This window comes from Sphingopyxis sp. GW821-FHT10B01, from assembly GCF_059415685.1.
Map to the genome: position 1 here is coordinate 258,585 of NZ_JBWKNS010000003.1, position 16,314 is coordinate 274,898.

Here is a 16,314-nt window from a genome sequence, read left to right on the forward strand (position 1 = left end):
GGCGCAATATGCGCGATGTGAACGCTATCAGCAAGCGCGATGGAGAGCGCTCAGGCCGCGATCCGCAAGGGGCACGGGTCGTCGTCGTTGGCGGCCGAGTTACGGCCGGCGGGCGAAACCGGCCGGCTGCGGCGCGAACGCAGACGAAGGCGCCGGAATGGCGCCAGCAGCGCCGCCAGCCGAACGGCAATCAACGCCTTCGCCGACCGGAAACGCGCGAAAGTCGACAACGCCCATGTCGCGATCATCGCATCGACATAGGCGGTCATGTCCCAAGCCAGCGCGACCGCAAGTTCGGCCGGGAGCACGGCGGCGTACGCTTGAATAGCGAAGAGCCCGACAACCAGGAACAGGATATGCTTGCGCTCGAGCCGCTCGACGAGCCGGAGCGGCTCCTCGACCGTCGAACGGTGGAGCCAGCGTGCGATATCGGTATCGGGCGCGAACAGCATCGCGACGATCAGACCCGCCAGAAAAATCGCAAAGACCATCGCCGCCCTCTCCACCCTCGAAAGACAGGAGATAGGGCGCCGCGCGGCCCCAACAAGCGGGCGTCAGCGCGGCTCAGCCTAGCGGGACGAAACTCACCGTCAGCCCATCCTTGGGCCGCGGGATCGGCAGCACATGCCACTTGGGGTCATAGCCCTCGGCAACGACAATGCGATGCGTGGTGATGACATGGTGGAAGAAGATTTTCGCCTGCATGTAAGCGAAATGCAGCCCGAGGCACATATGCGCGCCGCCGCCGAAGGGAACCCACGCATATTTGTGCCGCTCGCGCGCGACCTCGGGCGAAAAGCGCATCGGGTCGAACTTTTCGGGCTCGGGCCAATGCTCCGCCATCATGTGCGTATAGGCGGGGCTGACGCCGACCGACGTGCCCGCCGGAATGCGGTAGCCGCCATATTCGAAATCCTTGAGCGCGCGGCGCGGAAAGCTGGGGACCGGGGGCACAAGCCGCAGCGATTCCTTGAACGCCCATTCGGTCAGTTCGAGCTCGCCAAGGCCGTTGTGGCCGACGCCTTCGCCCGCGGGCGACACCGCGAGCATCTCCTCGCGCAGCCTGTCCTGCCATTCGGGGTGCTTCGCAAGCTCCCAGACCATCGACGTGATCGAGCTGGTGATGGTGTCGTGCGCCGCCATCATCAGGAAGTTCATATGGTCGACGATCGCCTCGGCGGAGAGATATTCGCCGTCGTCGCCCTGCGCGCGGCAGATCTGGCTGAAAATATCCTCGCCCGCCCCTTCGCGCCGCGCGGGCACCATCCGGCCGAAATAATCGACCAGATAGGCGCGGCCTTTCGCGCCGCGGCCCATCGCGGTGAAGGGCAGCGGGCGGCGGACGACGCCGATCGACGCCTGCACCATATCGACAAACGCCTTGTTCACCTTGTCGGCTTCGGGGCCGAACGGGATGCCAAGGAAGCTGGTCGCGGCGAGGTCGAGCGTCAGTTCCTTGATCGCCGGATAGAATTTGAAGGTCTGGCCGCTCCATTTGGCGACCCGGCCCTTGATGCCCTCGTTCAGCGAGTCGGCATAATGGCGCATCGGTTCGGGCTTGAACGCGACCGACAATATCTTGCGGTCGGCACGATGCTTTTCGAAATCCATCAGCATCAGGCCGCGCGGGAAAAGCAGGTTGAGCACCGGGCCCCAGCCCTGTTCGGACGAGAAGATCTTCTCGCGGTCGAACATGACGAGCTCGTTCGCCTCGGGGCCGTGCAACGCGATGCTGCGCCCGCCAAAGCTGTTGTTGCGATAGACGCGGCCATATCTGGCCACCATGCGGTTGGTGAACCCGCGATAATCGCCAAGCTGTTCGAGCGTGTTGCCGATCACCGGCAGACCATCTTCGCCCGGGATGTGATCGAGCGTGTGGTCGGGATTGCGCGGCAGCCAGTGCTGCGTTTCGGGGCCAAAGCGGGCCTCGGACCATTTGATATTCGTGGGCGCGTTCATCGGGTCAAATCCTCGTCCATCTTGCCTTGCACATGGCGTAACGCACTACTGACATTGATGCAAGTAACGCTGGGTCTAAGGTGGAACACCATTCACCGCAAATTCAACTCGACTCGCGCAATTTGCTATCCAAGGTGACGGGTCGCATCCGTTGGACCCAAAAGGATAAAGCTATGGCGAAGAGTTTGAAGCGCCCTCTCTCCATCGCGCTCGGCGCGCTCGCGACGACGATGCTCGGCGGCTGTTACTATGGCGATGTCCAGGGCGTGGGCTATGCGTCGGGCGGCGACTGCGCCGCGCGCTATGGCAACAGCTATTACGACTATGACGGCTATGCCTATGACGATGGCTATGGTTACGACTGCTACGATGCGTCGGACTATGGCGGTGGCTTTGCCCAGATCGGCTTCGGCGGCGGCTGGTATGACGATTATTATTATCCCGGTTACGGGACGTGGATGTTCGACAACTATCGCAACCGATACCCGCTGCGCGGTCCCTATCTGGATTATTGGGGCGGACGCCGCGCCTGGTGGAAACATCATGGCGGACGCGGCGAGGGACAGCCGGGTCGCCCCGGCGGCTGGAATCGCGGCGACGGCAATGGCCGACCGGGCGACGGTCGTCCAGGCAGGCCCGGCGGATGGAACCGCGGTGATCGCGACAATGACGGCCCGCGCGGGACCCGTCCGGGCCGCGGCCCGGGCGATGGCAATAACGGCACACCGCCGGTGAGCGGCAACCCCGGGCGTCCCGACTGGGGCGCTGGTCGGCCGCGTCCGTCGCAAGGCGATGGCAGGCCGGGCCGACCCGGTGGCTGGAACCGCGGCGACCGCGACAACGACGGCCCGCGCGGCCCCCGTCCGGGCCGGGGTCCCGGAGATGGCAATAGCGGCACGCCTCCGGTGACCGGCAATCCCGGGCGCCCCGACTGGGGAGGCGGCCGTCCGCCGCGAACGCGCCCGGCGCCGTCGGCGATGCCCGACCACGCCCCGCGCGCCGAACGGCCGGCACCGGTCTATCGTCAGCCGGCCCCGCAATCGGCACCCGAGGTCCGCCGTGCGCCCGAACCGCGCCCGGCGCCTGCGGGCCGTGCACGGATGAACGAAGAGCGCCCGGACTAAATCAAGGGTTCAGGCCTCAGACGTCCGGTTTCGACCGGGCATCGGTCACCATGTCCTCGGCAAGTTCGAGCCCCCGTGCGCCGCCGTGCGCCGTATGTGCGGGGGCGTGCGGCCGGTCCATGTCGGCCGGGGCGGGCTCTTCGAGCATACCCTCCCATTTGGTGATGACCGACGTCGCCACGGCATTGCCGACAACGTTAGTCGCGGTGCGGCCCATGTCGAGGAACTGGTCGATGGCGAAGATCAGCGCGACGCCCTCGACCGGCAGGTCGAACATCGCCAGCGTCGCGGTAATGACGACCAGGCTGGCGCGCGGCACCGCAGCAATCCCCTTTGACGACACCATCAGGGTCAGCAGGATCAGGATTTGCTGCGTGATCGACAGCTCGATGCCATAGGCCTGTGCGATGAAGAGGGTCGCGAAGCTGGCGTACATCATCGACCCGTCGAGGTTGAAGCTGTAGCCCAGCGGCAGCACAAAGCCCGAGATACGGCGCGGCACGCCGAAGCGGTCGAGCTGTTCGAAGAGCTTGGGCATCGCCGCCTCGGACGAGGCGGTCGAGAACGCGATCAGCAGCGGCTCGCGAATATAGCGGATCAGCGAGAAGATGCGCCGGCGCAGGAAGATCGCGCCAATGCTGAGCAGAATGACCCACAACACGACGAGCGAAAGATAGAATTCGGTCACCAGCTCGGCGTAGGTGCCGAGGATGCCGAGGCCGTATTTGGCGACGACGCCCGCGAGCGCACCGAACACGGCGATCGGCGCGAGGCGCATCACATAGCCGGTGATCTGCAGCATCAGTTCGGCAAGCGCCTCTGCGCCGCGCAGCAGCGGCTTGCCCTTTTCGCCGATGGCGGTGAGGCCAACGCCCGCAAAAAGCGCAAAGACGAGGATCTGGAGAACGTTGTTGTCCGCCATCGCCTGAAAGATATTCTTCGGGAAGACATGTTCGACAAATTCGAACAGATCGAGTTTCTTGACCTCGCCCACCTCGGCGATCGAATGCGCGCCGACCGTGAGATTGAGCCCTGCGCCCGGCTCGAAAAAATTGACCATGATCAGGCCGAGGCTGATCGAAATCAGGCTGGCGAGGATGAACCAGGCAATGGCGCGCGTTCCGATGCGGCCGAGCGCCGAGCTGTCGCCCATATGCCCGATGCCCGCGACGAGCGTGCCGAGAATCAGCGGCGCGACTACCAGCTTGATCAGGTTCAGGAAGATGGTGGAGAGCGTGCTGAAGCTGCGCAGCCAATAGGTGAAAGCCTCGCTGTCGGCGGGAACATAGACGCGGACCAGATAGCCGGTAATGACCCCCAGAATCATGCCGATCAAAATATATAAAGTCAGGCGATGGCCCATGTATTCACTCCCCTGTTCCGCCCCGGCGGATCGTTATGAAGCGGGGGGTAACAGCCCGATCGTTCCCGGGCAATCGCCACGCGACGATCAGGGGGTCCAGAAGGCGAGCGCGGCGCACCCCGCGACGCCGGTCAAGATGTTGAGCGGGACGCCGATCCGCACGAAATCCATGAAACGATAATCGCCCGCAGCATAGACGAGGGTGTTCGTCTGGTAACCCACCGGCGTTGCAAAACAGGCCGATGCACCGAGCATCAGCGCGATCAGCAGCGGCTGCGGCGCGACCCCCGTCGCCTCCGCAACCCCGATGACCAGCGGCCCCATCAACGCCGCGACGGCATTGTTGCTGAGCAGTTCGGAAAGCAGCAACGCCGAGAAATAGACGATCGCGATCACCGCCCATTGCGGCGCACCGGTCAGGATCGGGTCGAGCGCGCCGACCATCAGGGCGACGGTGCCCGCCTGTTCGAGCGCGGCGCCGACCGCCAGCATCGCGAATATCAGGATCAGCACATCGCCGTCGATGCTGCCCCATGCCTCCGACGCGTCGATACAGCGGGTGAGCAGGACGATGGCAACCCCGATGAAGGCCGCGATGCCGATCGACATCACACCGGTCGCCGAGAGCAGCACCGCGCTGGCCATCACGAGGATCGCAATCCACGCCCGGCGGCGCCGGAAAGCGGTGACCGACGCCATCGCGAGCCCGATCAGGCCGGGATTGTCGCGCAGACGCGCGATATTCGTCTCGTCGGCCTCGACGAGCAGACGGTCGGCGGCACGGATCCGGTTTTCGGACAGCGTCGGTCCCGGATGGTGACGAAAGCGCGAAACGCCGAGGATGCGGACACGCAGACGCTGCAGGAACGGGATTTCGGCGAGCGGCCGGTCGATCGATCGATGATTGGGCGCAACCGTGACTTCGACGACCGTCGATTCGCCTTCCGGAGTATCACCGATACCGATCGCGAAACGCCCCTCGCTCCTCAGCGTCATCAGTGCGGCGCCGTCCAGCCGCGCGACAATGCGGTTACCCGCCGCGAGCCGGTGATGCTGGGCGTCATTTCCCGTAATCAGGCGTCCGCCCGCGACGACGCCGACGACCTGAGCAGGCGCGATGCCAAGGCTCGCGGCATCGAGCGACATGTCAATCGCGGGATCGCTGTCGCCGAGGCCCAGTTCGGTGAGATAAAGCTGCTCCGCCCCGTCGGCCTTTTCCGCGATGCGCGGATAGTCGGACGGCAGGAAACGCGCCATGATCAACAGCCCGACGACGCCCGCCGCCGCGACCGCGAGGCCATAGGGGGTGATGCTGAACAGGCCGAAACGTTCGATCCCCGCCTGTTCGGCGATCCCGGCGACGACGAGGTTCGTCGACGTGCCGATCAGGGTCAGGCAGCCGCCAAGCACCGCGATCACCGACAGCGGCATCAGCAATTTCTTGGGCGAGACGCCGAGCGCCTCGGCAAGCCGGAAGCAGACCGGCATCATCACGACAACGAAGGGCGTGCTGTTGATGAAACCCGATACGAGCAGGCCGCCGCCGAACACCTCGAGCACAGCAAGGCGCGGATGCCGCTTCGCGCGGTCGACGACATAATTGCCGACCTTGTCGATCACCCCGGTACGGATCAGCGCGCCCGAGAGGATGAACATCGCGCCGACGGTCAGCGGGGCGCTGTTCGAAAAGACGCCGTAAGCCCCCTTTTCGTCAAGCAGCCCGAGCGCGAGCATCGTGCCCGCCCCCGCGACGGCGACGACCGAGGGCGAGAAGCGCTCCCAGACGAAAGCCGCAAACATGCCCGCGAGCACGAACAGGCCGATGACCGCCTTTTGCTCTGCGATAAAAGCCGCGACAAATTCCACTAGATCGTCAGCCGTTTTGTGCCCTGTGCAGCAATTTGTGGTCGGCGAGAACAAGCGCCATCATCGCCTCGACCACCGGGGCGCCGCGGATGCCGACGCACGGATCGTGGCGGCCCTTGGTAACGATGTCGGTCGCCTCGCCCGCCTTGTTGATCGTTGGGACGGGGGTCAGGATCGAGCTGGTGGGCTTGAACGCGACGCGCACGACGACGGGCTGGCCGGTCGAAATGCCGCCCGCGATCCCCCCGGCGTTGTTCGACAGGAAATCGGGGCGGTTGCTGCCGTCGGTCGCCGGACGCATCGGATCGGCATTTTCCTCGCCGCGCAGGCGCGCAGCATTGAAGCCCGCACCGATTTCGACCGCCTTCACCGCGTTGATTCCCATCATCGCGGCGGCAAGGTCGCTGTCGAGCTTGGCATAGATGGGCGCGCCCCAACCGGCGGGGACGCCGCTCGCGGCGCATTCGATCACCGCGCCCAGCGAACTGCCCGATTTGCGCGCAGCGTCCATCAGCCCCTCCCAGCGCTGCGCGGCAGCGGGGTCGGGGCAGAAAAAGGGATTGCGGTCGATTTCTTCGAGGTCGAAGTTCGCGGGATCGATCGCATCGCCGCCGATTTCGGCGACCCATGCGTGAATCTGCACCTCGGGGATCACCAGCCGTGCGACGCCGCCCGCGGCGACGCGCGCCGCGGTTTCGCGCGCGCTCGACCGGCCGCCGCCGCGATAGTCGCGGATGCCGTATTTGGCATCATAGGCATAGTCGGCGTGACCGGGGCGATAGGCTTGCGCGATATCGCCATAATCCTTCGAGCGCTGGTCGACATTCTCGATCATCAGGCTGATCGGGGTACCCGTTGTCTTGCCCTCGAACACCCCCGACAGGATGCGCACCTGGTCGGGTTCCTGCCGCTGCGTCGTGTGGCGCGACTGGCCCGGGCGGCGCTTGTCGAGAAAGGGCTGGATGTCGGCTTCGGATAGCGACAGGCGCGGCGGACAGCCGTCGACGACGGCACCGAGCGCAGGGCCGTGGCTCTCCCCCCAAGTCGTGAAGCGAAGAACGCGTCCGAAGCTGTTGAAACTCATCGCCTATCCCATCCGGCCGAATGCGGGTGCATAATCTGCCCGTCCGCCTAGCGGCCAAGCCGCATCCGAGTCCAGCATCATCGCCATGAAATGCGGCCCGGCAAAGGGCGATGCGAAGCGCACCGCGAGTTCGGGCGAGTAGCCGAAGCGCGGGTAATAGGCCTCGTGGCCGAGGACGAAGCTGATCGCGACACCCTGTTCGCGCAATTGGCCGAGACCGGCGCGGATCAACGCATCGCCGACGCCCTGTCCCTGCACATCCGGCACGACCGCGACCGGGGCGAGCCCGGCGGCGGTGAGCGGCGCGCCGTCGGCCTCGACATCCATGCGGCTGAACAAGACATGCCCGACGATATCATCGCCCTGCTCGGCGACGAGCGAGACCTGCGTATCGCCATCATCTTCGATCATCCGCACCAGCTCCGCCTCGCCCTGATACCCATATTCGGTCCCGGCGAAGGCGGCGCGATGAACGGTATCGATGGCATCGGCATCCGCCGCCGTCGCGGCGCGGATGACGAGCCCGTCAGACAAGCGCGATGTCCGGCGCGTCTTCCTGTTTCATGCCGACGGTGTGATAGCCGGCGTCGACATGGTGCGTCTCCCCCGTCACGCCCGACGCCAGATCGCTCAGCAGGTAAAGCGCCGAGCCGCCGACATCGTCGATGGTGACGTTACGGCGCAGCGGGGCATTATGTTCGTTCCATTTCAGGATCAGACGGAAATCGCCGATCCCCGAGGCAGCGAGCGTCTTGATCGGGCCGGCCGAGATCGCGTTCACGCGGACCCCCTGCGGGCCGTAATCATTGGCCAGATATTTGACGCTGGTCTCCAGCGCCGACTTCGCCACGCCCATGACATTGTAGTGCGGAATCACCTTTTCGGCGCCATAATAGCTCAAGGTCAGCAGCGAGCCGCCGCCATTGCCCGTCTCGGGATCGAACGGCGTCATCATCGCCGCCGCGCGCTTGGCAACGGCGGTGAAGCTGTAAACGCTGATGTTCATCGTCATCAGGAAGTCGTCGAGCGTCACATCGGCATAATGACCGCGCAGCGCTTCCTTGTTGGTATAGCCGATCGCATGGACGACGAAGTCGATCGTCGGCCAGCGCGCGGAAAGCGTCGCAAACGCCGCGTCGAGATTGTCCATGTCGGACACGTCGCAATCGATCAGAAAATCGCAGCCAAGTTCGTCGGCAAGCGGCTTCACCCGCTTGAGCATAACATCGCCCTGGTATGAAATCGCCAGCTCGGCGCCATGCGCGTGCAGCGCCTTGGCTATACCCCATGCAAGCGATTTGTCGTTCGCAAGGCCCATAATCAGCCCGCGCTTGCCAGTCATCAGACCCGTCATTTTTTGTCTCCGGCCTTTTCAATAATCACATCGTCGACGCGCCCAATAGCGTCATGGCCCAAATCCTCAACCTCAACCAAAGCGGCATTGAGTTCGGCGCCCATCACCATACCCAATCCGACAAGGTAGAAAAAGAACAGCGCGACCATCACACCCGCGAGGCTGCCGTAGGTTGCGTCATAGCTGAGCAGGCTGGCGAGCAGCGGCGGCAGCGCGAGGGTGACCCCGATCCACCACAAAGTCGTGAACAGCGCGCCCGGCCATTTGGGGAATTGTTTCCGCCGGTATTTGGACGGCGTGAGGCTGTAGAACAGCATGTAGATGGCGAGGAACAGGCCGAAGCCCGACACCCCGCGCGAAATCGCAACGACGCCGAACGACTGGAATTGCTCGGGCAGCACGCGGGTGACGAACTGTTCGATGCCCACGATCAGCACCTGCATGCTGAACGACAGCAGCATCAGCACGACCGCCCCGGTGATGATGCCGATCGACAGCAACCGGTAGTGGAAGAAGCCCTTGCTGAAATGCGTGCCATATGCGCGGCGCAAGATATCGCGCACCGTCTCGATCAGGCTGCCGACGGTCCAGAGCGCGACGAGCGCACCAAGCCACAGGAAAATGCCCGTTCGCGCGGTCATCACTTCGCGGATCGGCCCCGATAGCGCCTTGGCCACCGTCGGCGGCATGGTGGAGAAGACCGCTTCGATCGCTGCTTCGCCGCCGACGCTGCCGCCAAAGATCGACAGCGCAGCCGCCATCAGAATGAAGAAGGGGAAGAGCGCGATCAGCGCCAGATAGGCGAGATTGCCGGCGTGGATGAACCCGTCGGTATAGGTGCCGACGACGACGCGGCGCATGATCCGGTACGCGCGGGTGCCGGGGGCCAGCTGCTCGCGGCCGCGTGCGAGAACCCCTTCGGCGCGGGCGCGCAGCTTGACCCGCTTGGCCCGTTCGGCACGCGCTTCGGGCGAGTGCGGCGAATGACCTTCCGCCAAAAATTCCTTGCCGACCTCGTCGGCAACCTCGCGCTCGAGCGCGGCGACGATCTTTTTTTGGTTGGCGTCAGCCACGCATCATACGCCAAGGTCCGCCCGCACATCGCGCGGATCGGTCCATTCGCCGAGCAACGTCACCAGCGATGCGTCGTCGGCGGGCAGGTCGACCATCAGCCGCACCAGCTGATCGCCGCGGCCGCCGCTTTTCTGGCTGAACCCCTTGCCCTTGAGGCGCATCACCTTGCCCGAGGTGGACCCGGCGGGAATCGACAGCATCACCGGCCCGTCGACGGTCGGCACCTTGATCTTCGCGCCCTTGACCGCCTCGTTCAGCGTGACCGGCAGGTCGAGGCGGATATTGGCGCCCTCACGCACGTAAAAAGGATGGTCCTTGACGGTGATCGTCACGATGCCGTCGCCGGTGCCACCCGGCCCCGCCTGCCCCTTGCCCGCAAGGCGCATCTGGGTGCCGGTTTCGACCCCGGCAGGAAGCTTCAGGTCGATCGTGCCGCCATCGGCGAGCGCGATGCGCTGCGGCGCTTGTGTCGCGGCATCGATGAAAGATACCGACAGGCGATAGGCGACGTTGGCGCCCTTTTGCGGCGGGGCGCTGCGGCCGCCAAAACCGCCGAACGGACCGCTGCCGCCACTGCCGCCGCCCCGGCCGAACAGACCTTCGAAAATGTCGCCGAAGTCGGAGCTCTCGCTTCCGAAACCGCTGAACCCGCCGGGGCCCGTACGCTGATCGCCGCGAAAACCGCCGCCGCCGCCATAGCCATAGGGCATGGCAGGATTGCCCTCGCCGTCGATCTCGCCGCGGTCGAATTGCGCGCGCTTCGTCTTGTCCGACAGGATGTCATACGCCCTGGCCGCCTCGGAGAATTTCTCCGACGCCTTGGGGTTGTCCTTGTTCTTGTCGGGGTGCAGTTCCTTGGCGAGCTTGCGATAGGCGGATTTAATCTCCGCATCACTCGCGCTCTTTGCAACGCCCAGGGTGGAATAGGGATCGGCCATTTTGCTCCTGTAACCCGATAAGTGGCTGACCGTGAAGGCCCGATTGCGCGTCGATGTGGTAATGTGCGGCTAAACGGTCAAGTTCCATATATCCTGCTCGACCATATACGCGGGGCGCATTATGACCGCAGGCATGACGCACGATCCCTTTGCCCTGTTCGATAGCTGGTTCACCGAAGCGCGGGCAAGCGAGCCCAATGATGCCAATGCGATGGCGCTCGCGACCACCACCGCCGACGGACACCCGTCGCTGCGCATGGTGCTGCTGAAAGGTCATGGTCCCGATGGGTTCATCTTCTACACCAACCTCGACAGCCGCAAGGGCGGCGAGCTTGCCGCGAACCCGCATGTCGCGCTGCTCTTTCACTGGAAATCGCTGCGGCGGCAGATCCGCATCGAGGGCGCGGTGACCCCCGTCGATGACGCGACGGCCGACGCCTATTTCGCGACGCGCAGCCGCGACAGCCAGCTTGGCGCGTGGGCGAGCGATCAGTCGCGGCCGCTGGATGATCGCGCAACCTTCGAGGCGCGCTTTGACGAGGTGCAGGCCCGCTTCGAGGGACAGGATGTGCCGCGCCCGCCGCGCTGGTCGGGCTGGCGCGTCACGCCCTCTGCGATTGAATTTTGGCAGGACCGCGCACACCGGCTGCACGAACGCACCCGCTTCACCCGCGACGGCGATGGCTGGTCCAGCGGGCTGCTTTACCCATGAGCGCCTCCCGCCGCCTTCCCATCACACAGGTCGACGCCTTTGCCGATCGGCCTTTCACCGGGAATCCCGCCGCGGTGATGCCGCTCGAGGAATGGCTTCCGGACGCGGTGCTGCAGGCGATCGCGGCCGAGAACAATCTCGCCGAAACCGCGTTCCTGATCCCCGACGAGAGCGGCGAGGCGGATTACGAACTGCGCTGGTTCACCCCGGGGCTGGAAGTCGCCCTGTGCGGCCATGCAACGCTTGCAAGCGGGCACGCGCTGCTTTCGGCGGCCCCCTGGCGCAACGAGATGACCTTTCGCACGCGCAAGGCCGGCATCCTGCGCGTCGAACGAAACGGCGACGACGAGGGCTACAAGATGAGGCTGCCCGCCTATCCGCCGGCCGCCAAAGCATTGCCTGACATCGTCCGCGCGATGGGCGGCGATGTCCGTGAAACGCTGTGGCACGACGGCGGCTATGCGGTGATCGTCTATCGCGACGCGGAAAGCGTTCGCGCACTCACCCCCGACCTGCGCGCCCTGAAACAGGGCGGCGACCTGCTGTACATCGCCACCGCGCCCGGGGGCGGCGATCCGTCGGACGCCGATGTCGTCAGCCGCGCCTTCGCGCCCGGCGCCGGGATCGACGAGGACCCGGTGACCGGATCGGCGCACAGCGTGCTGACGCCCTATTGGGCGACCCGATTGGGGCGCGACCGCTTCGCGGCCTATCAGGCGAGCGCCCGCGGCGGCCATGTCGGCTGCCGCCTCGACGGCGATATGGTCGAACTCACCGGCACCTGCGTCACGACGCTGGTCGGCGATTTCCTGCTATAAAGCCGCGGTCAGGTCGGCGAGACGCCGGCGCAGCGCAGGGAACTGATCGTCCTTGGTGACGCCCAACCGCACGATCGTCACCCGCTGCGACGGCGAGACGATGATATATTGCCCCTGATGGCCGATGCACGCGAACAGGTCGTTCGGGCCGCGGTCGGGCCAGAGCGCGGGGGTGACGCCCGCGGGCCGTTTGCGGTTAAGCCAGATATGCCCGCCATAGCCCGCATCGTTGGCGGACGGGCTCAGCATGAATTTCATCCAGGTTTCGGGGAGCAGCCGCTGGCCGTTCACCACGCCATGATTGCGAAGGAATTCGCCGAACTTCGCATAATCGCGTGCGGTCGCGTGCATGATCGATCCGCCGATCATCGTTCCCTTCGCATCATACTCGGGGGTCAGGCTGGTCATGCCGAGCGGTTCGATCAGCCGGCCGCCGATGAAATCGCGCATCGCGTCGCGCCGCGCGACGGGGTTTTGCGACGGGGTTAGCGTATCGGCGATGATATCCGACAGGATGACGCTGGTCGCCGAGCTGTAGTTGAAGATTTCGTCGGGCTGCGCCGCCGCCGGCTTCGCTTCGGCGAAGCCCGCCATGTCGCCCGCGCCGCCGCCGAACAGCATCGAAACCGTATCGCCCTGCCACACCGGATCGCCATTTTCGACATGCTCGAGCCCCGAGGTCATATGAAGCAGATTGCGCAGCGTAATCGCCCCGCGCGGGTCGCCGCTGCGCTGCCACGCCTCGACCGGCGCCGGCCCGTCGAGCGACAATTGCCCGTCGGCGACGAGGAAGCCGGTGAGCACCGCGGTGATGCTTTTCGCCATCGACCAGCTGATCAGCTTCGATTCGGGTCCGAAACCCGCAGCATAACGTTCGTAGATCGGCTCACCGTCGCGCAGCACATAAAGCGCGCGCGTCTGCCCGACATCGTCGGCATCGGTGAACAGCGCGTCGGCGCGCGCGCGGATCGCGGCGGGGAGCGCAGGCAGTGGCTCCGGCGTGTCGACCGCCGCAACCCCATCGAGCGACGCACCGAACTTCGGCGCGGGCGAAGCCGGCGCGAGATTGCCCTGCCCCGCGGCATGGCCCAGCGACCAGGCGCCGAACATCGCGAGGGCGGCACTTGCCAGCAGCCGTTTTTTGGTGATCATGGTGGCAGTGAATAGCACCAACCCGACCGCTCCTTCAACGGGCGAGACACCGGCGGCGGCGCCGCCGCCGTCGGCGCCCCCCGCCCCGCCCCCGACCGAACCGCGCCGGGAAGCAAGCCGCTGGGGCGGCTGCCTGCCGTGGGCGATCGTGCTGGCCGTGCTGTTCGCGGTCTTCGCCATCTGGAAATTTCCGTCGTTCAAGGCGCAGGCCGAACTCGGCTCGGCCTATGCCGCGCGCGTCGGCTGTTCGTGCCGCTACGTCCAGGGCCGCAGCCTCGAAAGCTGCCAGAGCGATTTCGAACCGGGCATGGAGATGGTATCGCTAAGCGAGGACCCCGCCACCAAGACCGTGACCGGCAGCGTGCCGCTGCTCGCCTCGCGCAGCGCGCGATACGCAGGTGCGAGCGGGTGTTTGCTGCGGCCGGAGGATTAGCGCGAGACGCGCCGGACCGCGAGCGCGATCACCGCGGGGACACCGAAAACCAATAGAGCGATACCGGCCTCCTCGGCCCAGCCGTACCCGGCGTAGAGGACGCCGACGAGCAGGTTGCCGATCGCGACGACCAGCCACAGAATGAGGAACAGCCGCGTCGCCCGCGCCGCCTCGCTGATCGTCAGGCGCAACAGGATCAGCAAGGCAAGCCCGGCCAGCAGCATGATGGCAGTGTGCGACATCCCTTACTCCTTTGCGTCTGCCGGAAGAACGGCCGATTGATGACGACGGCGCCACTCGCCGGGCGACATGCCGAACTTGCGACGGAATATCGCACAAAGATGCGCATGACTTGAAAAACCGGTCGCAAAGGCGATTTCGGCGATCGACAGCGGGCGGTTCATCAGGAACCAGCAGGCGTGGCGCAGCCGCTGGCGCAGCACATATTGCGCGGGGGTGCGCCCGGTCGCACGGGCGAAATGAACGATCAGGCTGTTTATCGACATCCCGACTTCGGCCGCCATATCCTCGACGGTCAGCGGCACTTCGAGTTGCGTCTGGATAAAGGCCATCAGATCGTTCATGCGCCGCGCAATCGCGGGCGATTCCGGGCGCCCCGCCATTCCTTCCAATGTCTTGGCGAGGATCGTAACCAGCGGTTCGGCGGCGGCCGCATCGCCGGCAAGCAACGCGCGGACAAGCGCCGCGAGCGCCAGATCATGATGCGCGGCCAGCGCGCGCGTGTCGGGTGCGACGGTCAGCCGTGACGCCGGGATTTCGACAATGATAGAGCGAACCGCACCGCCCTTCGCCGTGCCGCGATACCGACGGCCGGCAGGCACGAGCCACATTTCACCGGGGAGCGGATCGCCGAGCGACGTCCGTTGATCGTCGAGCCATGTTTCGAGCCAGTGATAACTTCCCGCTTCGTACAGGATCAGCGCATGGACATCGCGCTCGATTGTCCAATCCGACGGGCCATCGATCCGGTCAATGATCGAGGCAACCCTGAGTCCTCCCACTTCCATCGCATGAATATGGCAAGAATGGGAAAATGTGAAAGCCTGCTATATTACCCAATTCTATGGTTAACTCGCGCTTCCCAATTCTTCGGCCGATAGTAAGGCCGGAAGAAAAAGGTCGCGACCCAAACTAATTCGCGTGCCCGTACACGCATGAACAGACCCCCCCGACGGCGGGCGGCACAATTGCCGCCCGCCCCTTTTTCAAAGCGCCCGCCAAAGACGCTGATTCAGCCTCCGGCGAAGAATTCGTCCATCGCCAGATTGACCGCATCGGGCGCTTCCCACGGTACGAAATGGCCGCAATCGGGGACCTGAACGATCGTCACATCGGGAACGAGTTCCTCGATGCCGTCCAGATTGCACGGCGGCAGCGCCACATCGTCAAGCGCCCATACGACCAGCGTCGGGATAGCGAGCTTCGGGAACGGGACGGCGGGCGGTTCGGCATAGGGCTCATCCATCGCCGGCACGGTCATCGGCGAACCGCGATACCAGTTGATCATCGCGCGGCAGCTGTCGCGATCCTCCCAATCCTTGAGCAGCCGGGCGATTTCGTCGGGCGGCTGGATACCGCCGCTCGGCACCCGGTCGGCGAAGGCGTGAGCCAGGATGCCCGCAATGCCATGCGCCTCGATCAGCGCATCGCTCGCAGGGTCGCGGAAAATACGGATATACTGGCTGGCCGCGCGCTGATCGGCGTTGGTCGCGAGCAGGCGCTGAAAGATCGCCGGGTGCGGCGCATTGGCGATCACCGCGCGCGTCACGCGGCCCGCCCATCCCGGATGCAATCCGCCCGGCTGGCCGCCAAGCGCGACACCCCACGCAATCGCCCCGCCCCAGTCGTGACCGACGATGGTGAACTCGCCCACCCCCAGCGCATCGGCGAGCGCGAAGATATCGGCGATCAGCTTGTCGGGGGTGTAGGATTCGGCGTCCTGCGGCTTCGATGACCCGCGATAGCCGCGCTGGTCGGGCGCAATGCAGCGAAAGCGTGTGGCAAAATGCGGCAGCTGGTGGCGCCAGGTGCGGTGCGATTCGGGAAAGCCGTGGAGAAAGATCAGCACGGGCGCATCGCGCGGACCGATGTCGACGACGTCGAGTTCGACCCCCGTCGAAAGCTTCACCCGCTGCTGTTCGAAATCGACGGTCATCCACACCACTCCTTTGGTTTCTTTTCAAAACCAATCTGGCGGGGATCGATGCGGCTGGCAAGTAGGCACCGCTCAGGTGCCATCGCGAAGGATGGTCTCGCAAGGACCGTCCGTTTTGGGATGGAAAGCGGACGTTGCTCTCCCCTCCCGCAAGCGGGAGGGGCAGCGAGGCTTGCCAGCTTGCTGGCTAGCCGCAGCGGGGTGGGCACGAACGCAACGTCGCTGCCCACCCCCGACCCCTCCCGCTTGCGGGAGGGGAGA

Annotated in this window: 17 protein-coding genes; 4 read left to right on the forward strand and 13 right to left on the reverse strand. The window is 65.2% G+C overall.

Annotation, left to right across the window (positions count from 1 at the left end; all coding sequences use genetic code 11):
• Positions 1–50 precede the first annotated feature (50 nt).
• On the reverse strand, positions 51–491 hold the full coding sequence (locus AC07NV_RS10230) for a hypothetical protein (RefSeq protein ID WP_495166241.1): 441 nt from the start codon (positions 489–491) through the stop codon (positions 51–53).
• Positions 492–564: 73 nt separating this feature from the next.
• Positions 565–1,959: a cytochrome P450 gene (locus AC07NV_RS10235; RefSeq protein WP_495166242.1), complete on the reverse strand. Its 1,395-nt coding sequence runs from the start codon at positions 1,957–1,959 to the stop codon at positions 565–567.
• A 173-nt stretch (positions 1,960–2,132) separates the two neighbouring features.
• Between AC07NV_RS10235 and AC07NV_RS10240 the strand changes: the two genes are divergently transcribed.
• On the forward strand, positions 2,133–3,083 hold the full coding sequence (locus AC07NV_RS10240; RefSeq protein WP_495166243.1) for a hypothetical protein: 951 nt from the start codon (positions 2,133–2,135) through the stop codon (positions 3,081–3,083).
• 16 nt (positions 3,084–3,099) lie between these two features.
• On the opposite strand, the gene AC07NV_RS10245 is transcribed toward AC07NV_RS10240, so the two are convergent.
• The 7 genes from AC07NV_RS10245 to AC07NV_RS10275 form a co-directional block, all read right to left on the reverse strand.
• Positions 3,100–4,446, reverse strand: a complete 1,347-nt coding sequence (locus AC07NV_RS10245; RefSeq protein ID WP_495166244.1) for a dicarboxylate/amino acid:cation symporter — start codon at positions 4,444–4,446, stop codon at positions 3,100–3,102.
• Positions 4,447–4,533: 87 nt separating this feature from the next.
• A complete protein-coding gene (locus AC07NV_RS10250; RefSeq protein ID WP_495166245.1) occupies positions 4,534–6,312 on the reverse strand; it encodes an SLC13 family permease in 1,779 nt (592 codons plus the stop codon).
• 7 nt (positions 6,313–6,319) lie between these two features.
• Positions 6,320–7,396: a chorismate synthase gene (gene aroC / locus AC07NV_RS10255; protein WP_495166246.1), complete on the reverse strand. Its 1,077-nt coding sequence runs from the start codon at positions 7,394–7,396 to the stop codon at positions 6,320–6,322.
• 3 nt (positions 7,397–7,399) lie between these two features.
• Positions 7,400–7,930 carry a GNAT family N-acetyltransferase gene (locus tag AC07NV_RS10260; RefSeq protein WP_495166247.1) on the reverse strand — a complete coding sequence of 177 codons (531 nt, stop codon included), beginning with the start codon at positions 7,928–7,930 and terminating at the stop codon, positions 7,400–7,402.
• Positions 7,923–8,750, reverse strand: a complete 828-nt coding sequence (gene fabI / locus AC07NV_RS10265; RefSeq protein WP_495166248.1) for an enoyl-ACP reductase FabI — start codon at positions 8,748–8,750, stop codon at positions 7,923–7,925. The genes AC07NV_RS10260 and fabI overlap by 8 nt, the downstream gene beginning before the upstream one ends.
• The gene (locus tag AC07NV_RS10270) at positions 8,747–9,823 is read right to left on the reverse strand and encodes a YihY/virulence factor BrkB family protein (protein WP_495166249.1); all 1,077 of its coding nucleotides are present in this window, start codon (positions 9,821–9,823) and stop codon (positions 8,747–8,749) included. Before AC07NV_RS10270 ends, fabI begins: the two co-directional genes overlap by 4 nt.
• A 3-nt stretch (positions 9,824–9,826) precedes the next feature.
• Positions 9,827–10,762, reverse strand: coding sequence for a DnaJ C-terminal domain-containing protein (locus tag AC07NV_RS10275; protein ID WP_495166250.1), 936 nt, complete (start codon positions 10,760–10,762; stop codon positions 9,827–9,829).
• 133 nt (positions 10,763–10,895) lie between these two features.
• Here AC07NV_RS10275 and pdxH point away from each other — a divergent pair, with 133 nt between their 5' ends.
• Together pdxH and AC07NV_RS10285 are read left to right on the forward strand one after the other, a co-directional pair.
• Positions 10,896–11,474 (forward strand): pyridoxamine 5'-phosphate oxidase, encoded by a 579-nt coding sequence (gene pdxH, locus AC07NV_RS10280; RefSeq protein WP_495166251.1) that lies wholly within the window; start codon positions 10,896–10,898, stop codon positions 11,472–11,474.
• On the forward strand, positions 11,471–12,292 hold the full coding sequence (locus AC07NV_RS10285) for a PhzF family phenazine biosynthesis protein (RefSeq protein ID WP_495166252.1): 822 nt from the start codon (positions 11,471–11,473) through the stop codon (positions 12,290–12,292). Before pdxH ends, AC07NV_RS10285 begins: the two co-directional genes overlap by 4 nt.
• Here the strand turns inward: AC07NV_RS10285 and AC07NV_RS10290 are convergent.
• Positions 12,287–13,444, reverse strand: a complete 1,158-nt coding sequence (locus tag AC07NV_RS10290; protein WP_495166253.1) for a serine hydrolase domain-containing protein — start codon at positions 13,442–13,444, stop codon at positions 12,287–12,289. The genes AC07NV_RS10285 and AC07NV_RS10290 overlap by 6 nt on opposite strands.
• Between AC07NV_RS10290 and AC07NV_RS10295 the strand changes: the two genes are divergently transcribed.
• Positions 13,443–13,877 carry a hypothetical protein gene (locus AC07NV_RS10295; RefSeq protein ID WP_495166254.1) on the forward strand — a complete coding sequence of 145 codons (435 nt, stop codon included), beginning with the start codon at positions 13,443–13,445 and terminating at the stop codon, positions 13,875–13,877. The genes AC07NV_RS10290 and AC07NV_RS10295 overlap by 2 nt on opposite strands.
• Here the strand turns inward: AC07NV_RS10295 and AC07NV_RS10300 are convergent.
• The 3 genes from AC07NV_RS10300 to AC07NV_RS10310 form a co-directional block, all read right to left on the reverse strand.
• Positions 13,874–14,119: a hypothetical protein gene (locus AC07NV_RS10300; RefSeq protein ID WP_495166255.1), complete on the reverse strand. Its 246-nt coding sequence runs from the start codon at positions 14,117–14,119 to the stop codon at positions 13,874–13,876. The genes AC07NV_RS10295 and AC07NV_RS10300 overlap by 4 nt on opposite strands.
• A gap of 3 nt (positions 14,120–14,122) precedes the next feature.
• The gene (locus AC07NV_RS10305) at positions 14,123–14,905 is read right to left on the reverse strand and encodes a helix-turn-helix domain-containing protein (RefSeq protein ID WP_495166256.1); all 783 of its coding nucleotides are present in this window, start codon (positions 14,903–14,905) and stop codon (positions 14,123–14,125) included.
• A 224-nt stretch (positions 14,906–15,129) separates the two neighbouring features.
• Positions 15,130–16,053, reverse strand: a complete 924-nt coding sequence (locus AC07NV_RS10310) for an alpha/beta fold hydrolase (protein WP_495166257.1) — start codon at positions 16,051–16,053, stop codon at positions 15,130–15,132.
• Between the last annotated feature and the right edge of the window lie 261 nt (positions 16,054–16,314).